The sequence below is a fragment of the Rhodococcus sp. NPDC076796 genome, from assembly GCF_040702765.1.
Lineage (GTDB): Bacteria > Actinomycetota > Actinomycetes > Mycobacteriales > Mycobacteriaceae > Rhodococcoides.
This window is the reverse complement of the sequence record NZ_JBFBMS010000004.1, coordinates 510576-527786: the sequence shown is the minus strand read 5'-3', so window position 1 is coordinate 527786 and position 17211 is coordinate 510576. Positions and strand designations below refer to the sequence as shown.

At 66.5% G+C, this 17211-nt stretch carries 11 protein-coding genes; 6 read left to right on the top strand and 5 right to left on the bottom strand.

What is annotated here, in order from left to right:
* The first annotated feature begins 6 nt into the window (after nucleotides 1-6).
* Nucleotides 7-4254, top strand: coding sequence for an alpha-(1->3)-arabinofuranosyltransferase (locus AB0366_RS16455; protein ID WP_366244842.1), 4248 nt, complete (start codon nucleotides 7-9; stop codon nucleotides 4252-4254).
* Here the strand turns inward: AB0366_RS16455 and AB0366_RS16450 are convergent.
* A complete protein-coding gene (locus AB0366_RS16450; RefSeq protein ID WP_366244841.1) occupies nucleotides 4232-5380 on the bottom strand; it encodes an acyltransferase in 1149 nt (382 codons plus the stop codon). The two genes, AB0366_RS16455 and AB0366_RS16450, sit on opposite strands and share 23 nt — an antisense overlap.
* 166 nt (nucleotides 5381-5546) lie before the next feature.
* Between AB0366_RS16450 and AB0366_RS16445 the strand changes: the two genes are divergently transcribed.
* Nucleotides 5547-6683: a DUF3068 domain-containing protein gene (locus tag AB0366_RS16445; protein ID WP_366244840.1), complete on the top strand. Its 1137-nt coding sequence runs from the start codon at nucleotides 5547-5549 to the stop codon at nucleotides 6681-6683.
* A gap of 177 nt (nucleotides 6684-6860) precedes the next feature.
* On the opposite strand, the gene AB0366_RS16440 is transcribed toward AB0366_RS16445, so the two are convergent.
* A complete protein-coding gene (locus AB0366_RS16440; protein WP_366244960.1) occupies nucleotides 6861-8459 on the bottom strand; it encodes a transposase in 1599 nt (532 codons plus the stop codon).
* 165 nt (nucleotides 8460-8624) lie between these two features.
* Here AB0366_RS16440 and AB0366_RS16435 point away from each other — a divergent pair, with 165 nt between their 5' ends.
* The gene (locus AB0366_RS16435; RefSeq protein WP_366244839.1) at nucleotides 8625-9362 is read left to right on the top strand and encodes an aminoglycoside phosphotransferase family protein; all 738 of its coding nucleotides are present in this window, start codon (nucleotides 8625-8627) and stop codon (nucleotides 9360-9362) included.
* A gap of 66 nt (nucleotides 9363-9428) precedes the next feature.
* Here AB0366_RS16435 and AB0366_RS16430 read toward each other — a convergent pair whose 3' ends face one another.
* Nucleotides 9429-10634, bottom strand: coding sequence for a polysaccharide biosynthesis protein (locus tag AB0366_RS16430; protein WP_183130284.1), 1206 nt, complete (start codon nucleotides 10632-10634; stop codon nucleotides 9429-9431).
* On the opposite strand from AB0366_RS16430, the gene AB0366_RS16425 reads away from it, so the two are divergent.
* Nucleotides 10633-12396 carry a hypothetical protein gene (locus AB0366_RS16425; protein WP_366244838.1) on the top strand — a complete coding sequence of 588 codons (1764 nt, stop codon included), beginning with the start codon at nucleotides 10633-10635 and terminating at the stop codon, nucleotides 12394-12396. The two genes, AB0366_RS16430 and AB0366_RS16425, sit on opposite strands and share 2 nt — an antisense overlap.
* On the opposite strand, the gene AB0366_RS16420 is transcribed toward AB0366_RS16425, so the two are convergent.
* A complete protein-coding gene (locus AB0366_RS16420; RefSeq protein ID WP_366244959.1) occupies nucleotides 12343-13563 on the bottom strand; it encodes a glycosyltransferase family 4 protein in 1221 nt (406 codons plus the stop codon). The two genes, AB0366_RS16425 and AB0366_RS16420, sit on opposite strands and share 54 nt — an antisense overlap.
* An 84-nt stretch (nucleotides 13564-13647) precedes the next feature.
* Here AB0366_RS16420 and AB0366_RS16415 point away from each other — a divergent pair, with 84 nt between their 5' ends.
* A complete protein-coding gene (locus tag AB0366_RS16415; protein ID WP_366244837.1) occupies nucleotides 13648-14418 on the top strand; it encodes a class I SAM-dependent methyltransferase in 771 nt (256 codons plus the stop codon).
* Between the two features lie 9 nt (nucleotides 14419-14427).
* Complete coding sequence (locus AB0366_RS16410) at nucleotides 14428-15306, top strand: ROK family protein (RefSeq protein WP_366244836.1); 879 nt, start codon at nucleotides 14428-14430, stop codon at nucleotides 15304-15306.
* A gap of 66 nt (nucleotides 15307-15372) precedes the next feature.
* Here the strand turns inward: AB0366_RS16410 and AB0366_RS16405 are convergent, their stop codons facing one another.
* On the bottom strand, nucleotides 15373-17202 hold the full coding sequence (locus tag AB0366_RS16405; protein WP_366244835.1) for a phosphoenolpyruvate carboxykinase (GTP): 1830 nt from the start codon (nucleotides 17200-17202) through the stop codon (nucleotides 15373-15375).
* Nucleotides 17203-17211 lie beyond the last annotated feature (9 nt).

Genomic DNA, 17211 nt, shown 5'->3' with positions numbered 1-17211 from the left:
GAATCGGTGATCTCGGCCGAGCCGCTCGGCCGCAAGTGGCTCTTCGGCGTCTCGATTCTGGCGTTCCTCCTCACCTTTCTGCAGGTCCCCGGCTTCACCGTCGCCGATACCAAGTACGACTTGGCTCAGAACCCACTCGGATTTCTCGAACGCGCCTCCCATCAGTGGAACAGCGCGGCTCCGCTCGGCCAGGTGCAGAACCAGGCCTACGGCTACTTCTTCCCCCACGGTGCGTTCTTCGCCGGCGGTGATCTGCTGTCGATCCCGCCGTGGATCACTCAACGCATCTGGTGGGCGCTGCTGCTCATCGCCGGGTTCTGGGGAATCGTCCGGCTCGCCGAAGCTCTCGGTATCGGCAGCCGCAGTTCCCGTCTGATCGCAGCGACGGCCTTCGTGCTCTCGCCGCGAGTGATCACCACCCTCGCGTCGATTTCCTCGGAGACGATGCCGATGATGCTCGCACCGTGGGTTCTGATCCCGATGGTGCGGTATCTCGCCGGGGATGATGCGAAACAGACGGTTCGGCGCGCCGCCGCGCAGTCTGCACTGGCGGTGGCCTTGATGGGCGCGGTCAATGCCGTCGCCACTGCCGCAGCCGTTCTGGTGGCCGTGATCTGGATGCTGACGCATCGGCCGAACAAGCGTTGGTTCGTCTTCGGCGGATGGTGGTCGGGCTTTCTGGTGCTCGCGACGCTGTGGTGGATCGTTCCACTGCTGTTGCTGGGCAAGGTCTCTCCACCGTTTCTCGATTACATCGAATCGTCGGGCACCACCACACAGTGGACGTCGCTGACGGAGGTGCTGCGCGGCACCGGCAGCTGGACGCCGTTCGTCTCTCCCGAGCGCGTGGCGGGTGCTGTTCTGGTGACTCAGCCCGCGGCCGTCATCGCGACGGGCTTGATCGCGGCTGCTGGAATCGCCGGCCTGGCGATGCGGTCGATGCCCGCCCGCGGCCGGTTGACGGTCATGCTGTTCATCGGTCTGGTCGGACTCGGTGCCGGGTTCGTCGGCGATCTGGACGGTCCGTTCGCGGCTTCGGTTCGGGTGTTCCTCGATTCTGCAGGCGCACCACTGCGCAACATCCACAAACTCGAGCCGGTCATTCGAATCCCGTTGGTACTGGGCCTGGCTCACCTCTTGGGCCGGGTTCCGCTGCCGGGTTCTGCGCCGCGGACGCAGTGGCGATCGGCCGTCGCGCATCCCGAGAAGCATCCGATGATGGCCGCGACCGCCTTGGTCCTGGTGGCCTTGACGCTGTCCACCTCGCTGGCGTGGACGGGCAAGCTCGCGCCCCGAGGAGCGTACGAGGCCGTTCCGCAGTACTGGCACGACGCCGCGGACTGGCTCACCGAGAATGCGTCGGGATCGAGCCCCGACGGTTCCGACGCGCAGCGGGCCCTGATCGTGCCCGGCGCACCGTTCGCTCTGCAGACCTGGGGATTGACCCGAGACGAACCACTGCAGGCGCTGGCCACCACCCCCTGGGCCGTCCGCGACGCCGTACCGCTCACCCCGCCCGGTGCCATCCGGGCACTGGACTCCGTGCAACGACTCTTCGCCGACGGTCGGCCGTCGGCCGGATTGGCCGATACTCTTCTGGGCCAGGGCATCAGCTACGTCGTCGTGCGCAACGACCTCGATCCCGAGAACTCCCGATCCACCCGTCCGGCATCGGTGCACCAGGTGCTCGACGGTTCGCCGGGACTCGAGAAGGTGGCCGAATTCGGTGAGGACGTGGCTCCCGGCCAGGTCGACGGCGTCGTACTCGACGGTGATCTACGACCGCCGTATCCGGCTGTGGAGATCTACTCGGTGGGCGATTCGGCAGACATTCCCGCGTCCGGTCCCTACACCGTCGATCTCGATCGTGTCCCGGTTGTTCAGGGTGGTCCGGAGTCCATTCTGCGCTCGAACGAGTTGCGGAACAACGGGATTCGCAATCCGGTGCCGTCGGGCCCCACGCTGCTGGCCTCGGATGCGGCCGCGGCGGGCATTGCCGTGAACTCGGTGACGGTGACCGACACCCCGATGAATCGCGAAACGGACTTCGGCCAGGTCGACAATCACAGTTCTGCGCTGCGGGCCGCCGACGAGCCGCGACGGTCGCTCAACGAGGTGTCCGACTACCCGGTGTACGGGGCGAAGACCGTGGACGCCGAGTGGGAGGGCGCGACCCTGACGGCGTCGAGCTCGGCGTCGGACGCCACACAGATCGGCGGCAGCGCCCCCGGCAGCGGTGTCGCCGCCGCGGTGGACGGCGATCTGGCCACCAGCTGGATCAGCAACGGCATCGAACGTGCTGTGGGGCAATGGCTTCAACTGGACTTCGATACTCCGGTACGCGGCGGGCTGCTGCGTATGCGCACCAGCCCGGGGACGATCGGCGACCCGGTGAAGTGGGTGGAGATCACCACCCCGAACGGCTCGACGGCCGCGCGCGTCGACGAGCCGGGTGAGCCGATGACGGTGTCGCTGCCGGGCGGTGAGACGCCGTGGCTGCGCATCACCGCGAAGTCGACGGTAGACGGAACCCGCGGCAGCCAGTTCGGCATCAGCGAGGTGTCGGTGGACGACTACTCCGACCGGGACAACCCGAAGCAGGTACCGATCGTGCACCGCGCGGTGCTGCCCGAGACTCCCGCCGGCGCAAGCGTCGATGCCTGGGAACTGGGCCAGGAATTCCCCGGCCGGTCCGGGTGCCTCGACACCGAGGATCGAATCCGCTGCAGCAGTGGACTGTCCAAGTCGCCCGAGGAACTGGGGCGCTTCTCACGCACGATCGACGTCCCGATGGGTACCGCCGTCATTCCCGATCTGACGGTCCGCACGCGTCAGTCTCCCGAACTCGAAGCGCTACTGGCGCAACCGGGACGGCCGTTGGCCGGCGGGGCGTCGGACGTCGCCGACCTGCACGGCTCGGCGTTCGCCGCGACCGACGGTGATCCGCGCACGTCCTGGGCGGCGCCGGAGAAGTCGATCACCGATCGAGCCGGAACCAACCCCACCCTGACCATCGAATTGCCCGCTCCGACACTGGTGGACGGGCTCGAACTCAGCCCCAGCCTGGGCGCACTCCCGGCGCACCCCACCCGCGTCGCGGTCAACCTCGGCAACGGGCCGATGGTGCGCGACGTCGACACCGACGGCTCGACGACCCTCGAACTGGCACCGTACGTGACGGACCGGATCGTCCTGTCGATCGTGGACTGGGAGGGAGTTCTGGATCGAAACTCGCTGGGCTTCATCCAGTCTCAGCCACCCGGCTTCGCCGAGGTGACGCCGCTGTCCGGTGGTGAACCGATCGGCGCACCGTACGACGGTGACCGCGAGATCACCGTGGACTGCTTCGCCGGCCCCATCCTCTCCATCGCCGGGCAGACGGTGCGCACGTCGGTGACGGCCACCGCGGAGCAGTTCCGTTCCGGTGAGCCGCTGAAGGCATCGGTGTGCGACGCCGACACCCCGGTGAACGAGAACTTCGTCAACCCGGTATCGCTGCCCGAGGGTCGCCAGGACGTGGTGGTGGAGCCGGGAGCGTCGTTCTTCGTCGACGGTATTCGGTTGCGCACCATGCCCATTCCGGCACAGTGGCCGACGAGCGCGGCACCGCAGTCCGCCAGGACCACCGCCTGGAGCCCCGATCACCGCGAGGTGACGCTGACCTCCACGACGGAGGATCGCTTGCTGGTCATCCCGGAAAGCAACAACAGTGGTTGGCGCGCAACCACTCCCGGTGGGGTCGAACTGTCCCCGGTTGTGGTCGACGGGTGGCAGCAGGCCTGGATCGTTCCGGCCGGGGCGTCGGGCACGATCTCGTTGGATTTCGCCACCGATCGCTGGTACCGACTCGGCATCTTCGGTGGGTTGTTGCTGCTGATTCCCCTGCTGTTCGCAGCGTTGCGTCGGCCGCGCAGCATGCCCGAGCTCGGGCCCGCACCGCGGCCTTGGCAGAGCCTCCCGGCGGGGATCGTGGCGCTGTTCGGAGCGACGATCGTGTTGGCCGGAATCGCCGGTGCTGCCGCTGTGGCCGTGATCGGCTTCGGTGCGATGTTCCTGGACCGCCGCTACGGTCGCGCGCTCTCCTCGCGCGTGTTGGTCAGCGCGGCAGGCGGATTCGCTTTGCTGGGCGCGGCGCTGCTCTCGCTCGGTCCATGGCGATCGCCCGACGGGTACGTGGGCGAATCGTACGGAGTGCAGCTGGCCGCGCTGATCGGAATCGTCGCGTTGGCGATCAGTGCGATGCGGAAACCGTGATCGGCGTCTTCTTGGCAGCGAAGCGTCGTCGAGCAGGGTCTTCCACCAGCGCGTAGCTCGCCGCAGCCACCGGAATCGACAGTGCGAGGGTCACCGGCAACACGAACCACATCCCACCCGTGAACGGGATGATGCCGAACACCGGGAACACGACGGCAAGCACAGCCAGATGCCAGATGAACAATCCGTACGACCAGCGGCCCAGCGTGAGCATCACAGGATGCTCGAGGAAGCGATGACGGCGACCGTCCTCGGCGAGAATCAGCGGCGCGAGCATCGCGAAGGCCAGTATCGCGCCGAGCAGGATCTTGATCTCGAACTGCCAGGCCGCCGGACGCACCAAGCCCTGCGGACCCGCCAGAGGAGTCGCCGACATGGCGAACGCGGCAACCGCGATGGACGACATGACAAATCGGCGACGAGCCAACCGATGCACCCAGGTCGGTGGCCCCACCGAGATCTCGGCGAGCAGCATCCCAGCCGCAAACCACGGGAAGTAGCCGGGGAGCCAGTTGTCATGGTGAATGCCGTCGGGGGTCGACACCGGAACGAATGCCCACGACAGAGTCAGCACCGCAGCGCCCAGAATGACTGGGATACGGCGGGCGGCGGCCGCGCCGCGCAGACGCACCATCAGCCAAGCGAACACCGGCAGCAGAAGATAGAAGGCGAGCTCGACCGATAGCGACCACATCTGCGTCAAGCCCTGGGTCAGGGTCAACGGCACGAACACCTGAGTGAACGAGAGGTTCGCCAGCCACACCCGGTAGTCACCGCCGGCATCGGGAAGAAACAGCAGGATCAGTATCACGCCGACCCAGTAACCGGGCAGAATTCTCGCGAGCCGCGAACGGAAATAGCGGCCGAGCGGCTGGGCACTCCGATGACCGCGGGCCGCCGCCGCGTGCGGACGCCACAGCAGGAATCCCGACAGCGAGAAGAAGATCGCCACAGTCAGGTCGAACCTTCCCCAGATATGACCCAAGATCGGCGACGTCGCGCCACCGGTCTGAAAGGCCACGTGGGTGACAACGATTCCGATACACGCGACGGCACGCATCCCCTCGAGTGACGGTACGAATCCACGAAGCGGGACAACGCCTGCCGAACGGGTCTGTGTGCTCATGGTGGCCTCAAGTGTGCCGTGTCGAACCGGCGCAGACGAGACCGGTGCCACTGTCGACTGTTACTGTCACCTGCGACGTGTCGTAATAAATCGGGCATCGGGTCGGGGCGAACGTGTTTCCCGCCCGCGGTGTCTTCCATGAAGCGGTCAACTAAGGAGATTCAGCATGGCGGAGCGCTCAGGGCCGAGCCGGATACTTGCCCTCGTACTCATCGGCTTGGGCGCGTTTCTGGTGGTCGCCGCCATCCTCATTCCCACGTACACCATTTCGGCGCTCGAGAAGACGCCGTTGGACCTCGAAGTCACCACCGTCTCCACCGGTGAGGGCAGTGTGCTCAACGCCAGCTCCCTCGCGGCCGGTCGCGCAGTCGTCGACCAGAACGTTCCCCTCGTCTCCCAGCGATTCGTCACCGTCGAGGATCCCTCCGACGCCGACATCATGACGCTGCAGGCAGGCCAGACTCTGCGTCGCAGCGACAAGCAGGCCGATACCGGGCTGCTGACCGCGAGCGTCGACCGCGTCACCATCGACCGCAAGACGTCGATGCCCGTCGAGAACCCGATCGGCACCATCCAGGTGGCAGGCGACGCGCCCGCCGAAGAGGTGGCCCACACCGGACTGCAGTACAAGTTCCCGTTCAACTCGGAGCAGAAGAGCTACCCGTACTTCGACGTCAATGCCCGGGCGACCAAGGACATCGATTTCGTCGAGGCAACCGAGATCAACGGCACGCCGGTGTACCAGTACCAGCAGACCGTCGGCCCGGTCGACCTGTCGACCGTGGTGAACCTGCCGACCAACAAGGTCACCCTGCCCGCCGACACCTGGGGTGTCGAGGGTGGAGACGCACCGGTGACGATGACCCGCTGGTACGAGAACACCCGCACCCTGTGGGTCGAGCCCGAGACCGGCGTCGTCGTCAAGGGTGAGGAGCAGATTCACCAGTACTACGCGCGTGAGGCAGGCCAGCCCGAGGTCGACGTCCTCAATGCTCCGATCACGTTCGACGAGAACACGGTCGAATACCAGATCCAGCAGGCCAAGGACGGCCAGGATCAGATCTCCCTCTTCGGCCGTACCGTCCCGATCATCGCCGGAATTCTCGGTGTCATCTCGCTGATCGCCGGAGTGTTCCTGCTGCTGCGCGGCGGCGGAAACGGCGGACATCGGCAGCCGGCCCGTACGGACAACGCTCCACGACCGACCCCCGGCGGCGGAGCAGCTCCCGCGCCTTCGAGCAACCGTGATTGGACGACGGATCGCACCGAAGAGATTCCGAGGACGAACCTCAACAAGGAGTAAGTGCCTGCGCAGGAGTGGAGCCTGCGGAACGACCCAGATGAGCAGTGGCGTGGTTGAGTGCCCGTGAGGGGCTGTCGCGTTTTGAGTGAGCGGTAGTTCGACGTTGCGAAGGGGTGTCCTCGGGTTCGATGCCCGGGTCACCTCTTTTTCGGCGCTGGAGTGCTCTGTTCCGCTCGGTCAGGCCAGTGCTGCGTTGGGTGCGGCAGTCAGGTGGGTGAGGATCTTGCCGATGTTGTGCACCGCGGCATGGAAGGACCATTCACTCGTCGCTTGGTCGAGGCCACGGCTGGTGAATCGCCGGAATCCGAGGTTGTGTTTGGCATGACCGAACGGTGTCTCGGCGATGTGAGACCGTTTGCGGTACGTTGCGATTCCCTCCGGGGTGGCTAATCGTTCGGCCATCCTGGCAATCGAATTACCCTGTGCTGGTGCAGAATCCGATACCGGCGTAGCTGCGGCCGCGGCAGCGGCGGCTTCGAGGGTCCGCGATTTTCCGGTGGCGATCAACCGGTCCGGGCCCGGTGCGTCGAGGTTGTCGATCGAGCAGTAGCCGGCGTCGAAGAGCATGATTCCGATCGACGGCGGTTCGGCCTGCGGTGGTGCGTTGTCGGCAATCGCGGCCGCCGCGGCGACCGCTTTGTCGACCATCTTCTCGTAGTAAGTGACATCGGAGGGGCTGGTGCCCACGCCGGTGGCGATGATGATGCCGTCCTCGGCGGTGAATGCTTGGCAGTTGTAGCCCTGCACCCAGCCACCACCTCGCAGCGGCTGCATCCGAGAATCCGGATCGGTGATGTTGCGCCGCAACACCGTTGGCGTCGTGCGCTCCAGAGCACTCTGTTTGGCGACCGCCTTCGATACCGAGGTGCGTGCGGCGATCACGCGGTGATGGTTCGAGGCCGCAACCGGAACCTTGCCTTTCGGTTTCCCGCCGCGACGCGCAGCAGCGTCGGCTCGCTGCCGGTACCGTGCCTCGGTGGCCGCGTGTCGTGCGATTTCCCGTGCCAGACGCCGGTGAGCAGCGGCCACCTGCGCGGCAAGCGGCACCCGACCCGCCGGGGACTTCCCGGCATCGAGACGCTCGAGATGACCCTCGGCAGCGGTCCTCGCGGCCTTCTGGCGGGCATCGTCTTCGGCTTCGATCTGCGCCAACGCCTCGGCGATCCGCTTCGATCGCGACGTCGGATCGGCCAACTCGGCAGGAACCCGACCCGGTCCGGGACCGTCCTCGCCGTAGAGTTCGTCCTCGGCAGCATCGACGTCGGCGTGCGCTGCGGCCGCGGCGGCAGCGATCTCGCGTGCCCGGGCCTGAGCAGCCTTCGCTGCCTCTGCTTCGGCGGCGGCCTTCAATCCTTCCGCACTGCGATTGGCTCCGATGGAGGCGTTCGAGGCGATCTTGACCCCATCGAGAGCGATGGTCCCCAACGACCCCAAACCGACCCGCGCCGCCAACGTCAATACCTGCGCGAACAGATCCTCGCAGGCCGCGTGGTTGTCTTTACGGAACCGAGAGATCGTTGCGTGATCGGGGGCATCGCCGGCGCAGATGACCCGGTAGGACACAACATCGGTGCACGCGGATTCGATCTGACGTGAGGACCGCATCCCTTTCGACCAGGCCCAGATCAGCAGCGTGAGCAGCATGTCCGGGTCGTATCCGGCGCGCCCGACACCACCGAGACGACGCCCGGCATGAAATACAGAGGTGTCCAGATGCGTGTCGACGATGTCGATGAGCGTCCACACAGGATGCTCCGCCGGTAACCATTCGCGCATGTCCGGCGGAATCAGAAACTGTTGATCACGATCGACCGGTCGATAACCCTTCGCCACCAACACATTGTCCCGCACCACCGACAATGGGGTGCCTCGACACTCGAGACACCCCACCATCAAAATGCAACAGCCCCGTGAGGGCGCACAACCACGCCACTCGTCTATGTGGAGACGGGACTGAACTCAGCGATGCTCCCCGAATCGGTGCGGTCATGGTGGCCGGGTCTCGTAGTCGACGGCCCGCTGACCGGTGGTGCGCGAAACGACATCTGGTCCGGAAAACTCGATGGCGTCCGCGTTGTCATCCGTCACTCACGTCGCACTCCTGATTCTCGATCCTGGGAGTGGCACCTGCTTCGCCACCTCCACGACTGTGGAATCCGCGTACCGGTGCTCCTCCCGTCGTCGGCGGGCAACTCGGACGTCGACGGCTGGCACGTCTACGAGTACGTGGAAGGTTCGCACCCCGAACCGAAGGACCCTCGGGTCACCGACGCCCTGACCGAGGTTCACGCCGCAACCGTGGGCTGGCCGCAGCGCCCGGGGTCGGCGAGTGCGACCGATCTCCCGGAACTCCTCGTCGGTGGGGACGTCGACTTGACCGCACTGCCAACAGGTTTGGCCCACCGGATAGTCGATGCGTGGCGAAGGGCACGAACGCCGTCCCCCACATGCGTGGTCCATGGTGATGCAGGTGCGCGCAATGCGATCATCGACGAGCACGGCCGCTGTGTATTGATCGATTGGGACGAAGCGCGGGTGGACCAGCCCCACTACGACCTACCGATCGGGCCCGCCGAACTCAGAGCGAATCTGGCGTGGGAGATCGCCACGTGCTGGATACCCGAACCCGATTACGCCAGGTCATTGGTGCAGACCTTCACCGGTACAGCTCCACGTTGATCTGTCCGGATTCCGTTGTAGCCGAATGACTTTCTAGCTGACAGAGCGATGGGTTTGCAGGGCCCGCTAGCGATCCACGCGGTTTCCCCACAACACCAGTCCACACACCACCACCATCGTCACCGCTGCGGTGACTGCGGCGACGACGACGAATTGCGCGAGTGTCGACGCCACGAACAGCAACAGCAACACCTCGACGCCGAGGGCGAACCAGGCGACGAGAGCGAGGTGGGTGCGCTCGCCCGCGATGGCCCACAGCAACGCGCTCTGCAGCACGGCCAGGCACGCACCCTGCAATACGAACAGCCAGACATATTTCTGCACACCGGAATACGTATCGCCCACCACCAGTGGCAACAGCGGAGACGCCAGCGCGCCGCCGACCACCAGAACCGTACCGAGCCCCGCGACGACGGCCAGAGCCGATCGCACCGCGGAGGCAGAATGCAGCGGGTTCGCCATCCGCGGATACAGAACGACGCCCACGGCCTGCGGCAACCAGAACGCCGCCTTGGACGCGACAGCCCCCACGGCGTACAGCCCGGCCTCGTTGGAGCTGAGCAGCGTGCGCGCCAGCACCAAATCCAGCGCCGACATCGCGATCAACACCAACTGCACCTGAGACGCCTGCAGCACGGCCAGAACCGTGACCTTGGTTTCCGAGACCGAGTTCACCGGCACCCCGGCCGTCCATCGCGCACCGAGCGCCACCACGCCGATGCCCGCGGCCGTGGCAAGAAGAACCGAACCAGGACCACCGCCGAGCACCAACACCAGCACGGCCGGAGCCACCTTGCCGAAGCCGGCGGCGGCCAACACGACACTCAGGGCTCCGAATCGCCCACGTCCCTGCAACAAACCCTGTTCGGCGGCCAACAGCACCAGCACCGGCGCAGCGATGACCGCCGACACGGTCGCCGCCATCGAGATGTCCATGGCCGCAGACAGTGCGGGTGCCAATGCCAGAGCGAGCACCCCCACCACCGCCGCGCACCGATACCCCACCGTTCGTAATTCGCGAGAACTGCGCCCGCGCACCACTTCACGCGCAACGACGGACTGCAACGCCAACGCCGGAACCGCGAGAACCAATTGCGCGGCAAGCAGACTCGCGAATTCTCCGTAGCCCTCGACGCCGAGCATCCGGCTCGCCAGAACCTGCAGCAGGTACGCCGCAACGTTCGCGAACATCGAACCGGCCGTCACCATCCCCATCCCGGCGACCGACGCACCCGCGGTGTGCTCTGCCTCGGACGAGGCGCGGAAAGACATGAGCCCACGGTATAGGGTGCCGATCATGGCGTGGTCGAGGTCGAGGTGGACACCGCCGCTCTACAGCCTGCTGCTCGCACTGGTGATTCTCGGCCCGCTGCTCGGCCCCGGTTATCTGCTGCTGCGCGACGCCGTCAGCACCCCCCGTTCCTACTTCACCGACTCCGCCTGGGGAATCGCCGACGCGGCCGCGAGGGCAGTACCGCAGGACGCCGCTATCGCCGCGCTGTCGACGGTGTTCGACGGTGGCCTGGTGGTCAAGTCCATTCTGCTGCTGGCCCTGTGGCTGACCGGATGGGGCGCAGCGGTGATGGCACGAACGATGCTGCCGACAGCCCCACTACCCGCACTGCTCGTGGCATCGACGGTGGCGGTGTGGAACCCGTACGTCGCCGAGCGACTGCTGCAGGGGCACTGGAGCCTGCTCGTCGGATACGCCGCCCTCCCGTGGACGGTGGTCGCTGCACTCGCGGTCAGAGAGGGCCGTTCCTGGTGGGCGCTCGCAGTCTGCCTCGCTGCTGCCGGACTCACCCCCACCGGCGCGTTGCTCGCCGCAACCATCGCCGTGGTGGTCCTTTCCCTCCCCGGGGGTGCCCGACGCGGCCTGCGCGTGGTCGGCGGCGTCGGGCTGGCGGCGGTGGCGTCGGCGCCGTGGCTGGTGGCGACGGCGGTGTCCGGCGGTGGCGTCGAGCAGGCGGATCCGGCGGGTTGGGCGGCGTTCGCGGCGCGGGCCGAGCCGGGTCTCGGCACCCTCGGCAGCCTCGCCGGCCTCGGCGGAATCTGGAATTCCGATGCCGTACCCGGCTCTCGGACAGGTCTTTTCGCTCTCGTGGGCACGGCGCTGCTGCTGGCCGTGGTCGCGTTCGGTGTGCGGCCGCTGATCAGGCGTCGAAGAAATCCGGTGATCGTGGGGCTCGGTGTGGTTGCCCTGCTTGCCATCGCAGTTCCCGCGCTGGCCGCGACGGGACCTGGTTTGGCAATGGCCCGCGCGCTGGGCGAGACGGTGCCCGGCGCCGGGCTGCTCCGCGACTCCCAGAAGTGGGTGGCGCTGGCGATGCCGATCTACGTGTTGGCCGCTGCGGCTGCGTTTTCTCCCCGGCGTCGACCGAATCCGGTGCGCTGGACCGCGCTGAGCGCGGTCCAGCGCACCCGATTCGGTAGCGCCGTTGCAATATTGGCCCTGCTGATCGCACTACCCGACCTGGGCTGGGGCGTCGGGAACTCGATGCGGCCCGTGGCGTACCCGGCGTCCTGGCAGGCGGTCGCAGCCGAACTGCAGGGCAACGACGGCGATGTCGCGGTACTACCGGCCGGGATGTTCCGCCGCTTTCCCTACAGCGGCAGTGCTCCCGTTCTCGATCCCGCGCCGCGCATGCTGCCACTGGACGTACTGCAGACCGGCGAGCTCATCGTCGCGGGCGGCACGGTGCGGGGTGAGGGGGCGCGCGCGACGGAGGTCCAGAATGCCCTGCTCGCAGGCGAATCCATGAACGTGATCGCACAGCTGGGTGTCGGCTGGGTACTGGTGGAGAACACCACCCCCGGCGAGCTCGGCGAATCCGAGCAGACACTGAATCCGCTGGACATCGCATACTCCGACGACCAGCTCACGCTCTATCGAGTACCCGATCCCGTGCTCACCGAAAGCCGGCCGGCGGCAGCCGTCGTCGTTGCCCACCTCGCGTGGGCACTGCTGCTTCTCGGGGGACTAGCGGTAGGACTGCTGGGCCGAATCCGAGTGCTGCGCACCCACCAGACCTGACGACCACGTGCCACGCGTCGTCGCGTCGAGCACCGAGTAGACACCTTCTGCGCACTGCTCCCAGGAGAATTCCGCCGCACGCACTCGCGCCTTCTCGCCCAGGCGAGTTCGGGCTTCGGCGTCCTGCAGCAGTTCCGAGACGGCGGCGGTCAGACCGGAGACGTCGCGGTCCTCTTCACCATCGGAAAGCCTGCCCACCAGAACACCGGTCACGCCGTCGATGATGGAATCGGTGAGGCCCTTGGAACTTCGGTAGCCGACGGTCGGCACGCCGTGCTGGGCTGCCTCGACGACCGCGAGACCCCATCCCTCCTTGCGGGAGGGCATGACGTGCACCCAGGACCGGCCGAGCAGGGCGTGCTTGCGGTCCTCGTCGACGTGTCCGTGGAAGGTGACGTACTGCTCGATACCCAGTTCTCCGACGTAGTCGCGGAGATTCTGCTCCCACCAGCCGCCGCCGATGACGTCGAGGTGGATGTCGGGGATCCGACCGCGAAGCGCGGCGACGACGTCGAGCGCGTCCTCGATCTGCTTGTGCGGAACCAACCGGGACAGCACGGTCAGCGAGGGGTGCACGGTGCGGGTGCTCTCGTCACCCTCGGGCACCGACCGGGGTATTTCGTCGGCTCCGTTGCGCACCACGGCGATGCGCTCGCGGTCGACGCCCAGTGCGACCAGCTCGTCCGCGGACGGCAACGACACCGTCAGGTACTGATTGCGGCGGTGGACTTTCGGGGACACCGTCGATTCGAGCCACCAGCCGAGCTTGGCCATCATCGGCCCCGCGACCGGCCACTGCTCGCGATGGCAGTGGTGCACCAGCAACGTCACCGGAACGCCGAGCGCGGCACGTGAGAAGAAGGGGATGCCGTTCTGGGTGTCGATCACCGCGTCGGGTGCGATGCCCTTGAGCGGGCCGAAACCGAGCCGCCCAGCTGCAATGGCGGCGAGAGCGCGGGGATACACCGACAGGCGTCCACCACCGCGACTGATGCGAATGCCGTCGACGATCTCCTCGGCGGGAGCTCCTGGATACGACGCCGTCCTCAGCGTGACGCGGACGCCGCGTCGAGCCAGACCTGCGCCCACCTGCTCGAGGTAACGCTCACTGCCGCCGCCCTGCGGGTGCCCGGTATCGCGCCAGCACAGCAACAGAACCTCGCGCACAGCCCGCTTCACCCAATTTCCGCATGTTCGTTTCTCGACCGCCGTCGATTACCGCTGCCACAGTAACCGCTAGGGTTCGTTTTCGTGACTTCCGCCGTGACACGTCTGTTCGCCTCTCGCGCGACACTGCGCCGCTCGGTGAGTCTGCTGAAGGACTTCGGTCACGAACAGAGCGCTCCCGACATCTTCTACGGCGCACTGGCCCGCGATTCCGTCGAGCTGATCGGTGATCTGTATCGGGGCCTGACCGGCACCGACATGTCCGCGGCGACCGTGCTGGACGTGGGCGGCGGACCCGGATACTTCGCCGAGGTCTTCGGGGCAAGCTGCGCGCGCTACCTGCCCGTCGAGCCGGACGCGTCCGAGATGCACGCGGCGGGTCTGCAGATACCGGGTTCGGTGCGCGGCTCCGGGATGGCACTGCCGTTCCGTGACGACAGTGTCGACATCTGCTTCTCGTCCAACGTCGCCGAGCACGTCCGTGAACCGTGGACCATGGCCGAGGAAATGCTGCGGGTCACCAAGCCCGGCGGGTTGACGGTGCTCTCGTACACCATCTGGTTCGGTCCGTTCGGCGGCCACGAGACCCGGCCCTGGCATTACCTCGGCGGCGAATACGCAGCCCGCCGCTACACCCGCACCACCGGTCACGAACCGAAGAACCGATTCGGCGAATCACTGTTCGACATCAGCGCCGCAGACGGATTACGTTGGGCACGAAGCACTCCCAACGCGACGCTACTGGCTGCATTCCCGCGCTACCATCCGCGCTGGGCCTGGTGGATGATGCGCGTTCCCGTTCTCCGAGAGTTTTTGGGCAGCAACCTCGTCCTGGTCCTGAAACCAACTGACTAGCCTGGAACGATGACGGCAATCGCGCTCGACATCGGCGGCACCAAGATGACGGCGGCACTCGTCGGCGAGGACGGGCGGCCGGAGAATCCGGTGACGGTGCCGACGCCCGAGTCCGGGGTGTGGCCGGCATGCGCTTCGTTGCTTCGGAAGATCGCTCCTGGACAGCACATCGACCGCATCGGCGTCGCCTGCTCCGGTCCGGTGAATCTCGAGAGCGGGTCGGTCGCACCGATCAACATCGACGAATGGAAGAACGGATTCGGTCTGAGCGAGCACATCTCCGCCGTGCTTCCCGAAGCCGACATCCGTCTCGCGATGGACGGCAGCGCAGCGGCACTCGGTGAGCACCGCTTCGGTGCTGCCGTGGGTGTGCCGGACGTGCTGAGTCTGGTGGTGTCGACCGGCATCGGCGGCGGGTTGGTATTGGGCGGGAAGATCGTCGCCGGTGCCAGCGGCAATGCGGGCCATATCGGTCACATCGTCGTTCCCGGTTCGACGACGCCCTGCGCGTGCGGCGGAATCGGATGCGTGGAAACCGTCTCGAGTGGGCCGTCGGCGGTGCGGTGGGCGCGTGAGCTGGGTTGGACCGGCAGCACCGGAACCGAACTGGCCGCCGATGCCGCCGCCGGGGAGCCGGTCGCCATCACCTCGTTGCAGCGCGCCGGAGTGGCACTCGGTCAGGCGATCGCGTCGGCCGTCGCCCTGGTTGACGTTCGCATGGTGGTGATCGGTGGTGGCTTCGCCCAAGCCGGCCCGCCGCTGTGGAATCCGATTCAGGAGTCGATCGCGCTGCACGCGCGATTGAAATTCCTCGACGGCCTGCAGGTGGTGCCCGCGGCACTGGGTGGACTCGGCACCTTGGCCGGGGCAGCCGCGCTCACTGCCTGACCGGGCAGACCCACACAGCCAGAACGGGGCCCACCCCTCGGTGAGCCCCGTTCTGTCTCGTGAATACTACGCGCCCAGGCGCTGCTTGAGGGCGTCGAATTCGTCCTGAATTCCGGTGGGGAGCTTCTCGCCGACGAAGTCGAACCACTCCTGGATCAGCGGGATTTCGGCCTTCCACTCGTCGGTGTTCACCGCGAGTGCCTCGGCCACGTCCTCGACGGTGGTGTCGAGTCCGTCGATGTCGAGTGCCTCGGCGGTGGGGACCACACCGATCGGCGTCTCGACGCCTGCGGCCTTGTGCTCGATGCGCTCGACGATCCACTTCAGGACGCGCGAGTTCTCACCGAATCCGGGCCACAGGAAGCGCTTGTCGTCGCCGCGGCGGAACCAGTTGACGTAGAACACCTTCGGCAGCTTCGACTCGTCGGCGTTCTTGCCGAGGTCGATCCAGTGCTGGAAGTAGTCGCCCACGTTGTAGCCGAGGAACGGCAGCATGGCCATCGGGTCGCGTCGGACGGTTCCGACGGTGCCCTCGGCGGCAGCGGTCTGCTCGGAGCCGACGGTGGCTCCCATGAACACTCCGTGCTGCCAGTCGCGAGCCTCGGTCACCAGCGGAACGGTGGTCTTGCGACGTCCACCGAACAGGATCGCCGAGATCGGCACACCCTTCGGGTCGTCCCATTCCGGAGCCATCGACGGGCACTGAGCCATCGGCACGCAGTAGCGCGAGTTCGGGTGCGCGGCATCGGTTCCGGACTCGGGGGTCCAGTCGTTGCCCTTCCAGTCGATCAGGTGCTCGGGCTTGCCTTCGAGGCCCTCCCACCACACGTCGCCGTCGTCGGTCATGCCGACGTTGGTGAACACCGAGTTGCCCTGATCGATGGTCTTCATCGCGTTGGGGTTCGAGTCCCAGTTGGTGCCCGGTGCGACGCCGAAGAAACCGTATTCGGGGTTGACGGCGTAGAGCCGGCCGTCCTCACCGAAACGCATCCATGCGATGTCGTCACCGATGGTCTCGGCACGCCAGCCCGGGATGGTCGGCTGAATCATCGCGAGGTTGGTCTTGCCACACGCGGACGGGAATGCAGCGGCGATGTAGTACGCCTTGTCCTCGGGCGAGATCAGCTTGAGGATCAGCATGTGCTCGGCGAGCCAGCCCTCGTCGTGGGCCATCGCCGACGCGATGCGCAGCGAGTAGCACTTCTTGCCGAGCAGGGCGTTGCCGCCGTAGCCGGATCCGTAGCTCCAGATCTCGCGATCCTCGGGGAAGTGCGTGATGTATTTGGTGTCGTTGCACGGCCACGGCACGTCGGCCTGGCCCTCGGCGAGCGGAGCGCCGAGCGAGTGCAGCGCCTTGACGTAGAACCCGTCGTCACCGATCTTGTCGAGTGCGGCCTGGCCCATGCGGGTCATCACGCGCATGGAGACGACGACGTACTCCGAATCGGTGAGCTCGACGCCCAGCTTGGGGTCGGCCGCGTCGAGCGGGCCCATGCAGAACGGAACGACGTACATGGTGCGTCCGCGCATGCAGCCGCGGTAGAGATCGGACATGAGTGTCCGCATCTCGGTCGGTTCCATCCAGTTGTTGGTGGGACCGGCGTCGATCTCTTCCTTGGAACAGATGTACGTACGCGACTCGACGCGGGCGACGTCCGACGGGTCGGAGTTGCCGAGGAACGAGTTGGGCTTCTTCTCGTCGTTGAGGCGAGTGAAGGTGCCTGCCTCGACCAGCTTGTTGGTCAGGCGCTCCCATTCGGCGTCGGATCCGTCAGCGAACACCACGGATTCCGGTTCGGTCAGTTCGGCTACCTGGGCGACCCAGGCGAGCAGTTCTTTGTGTCGAGTCGGCACGTTGTCGGTGCTGCTCAAACCGGGAATGGTGGCTGAGGTCATCTAACTCTC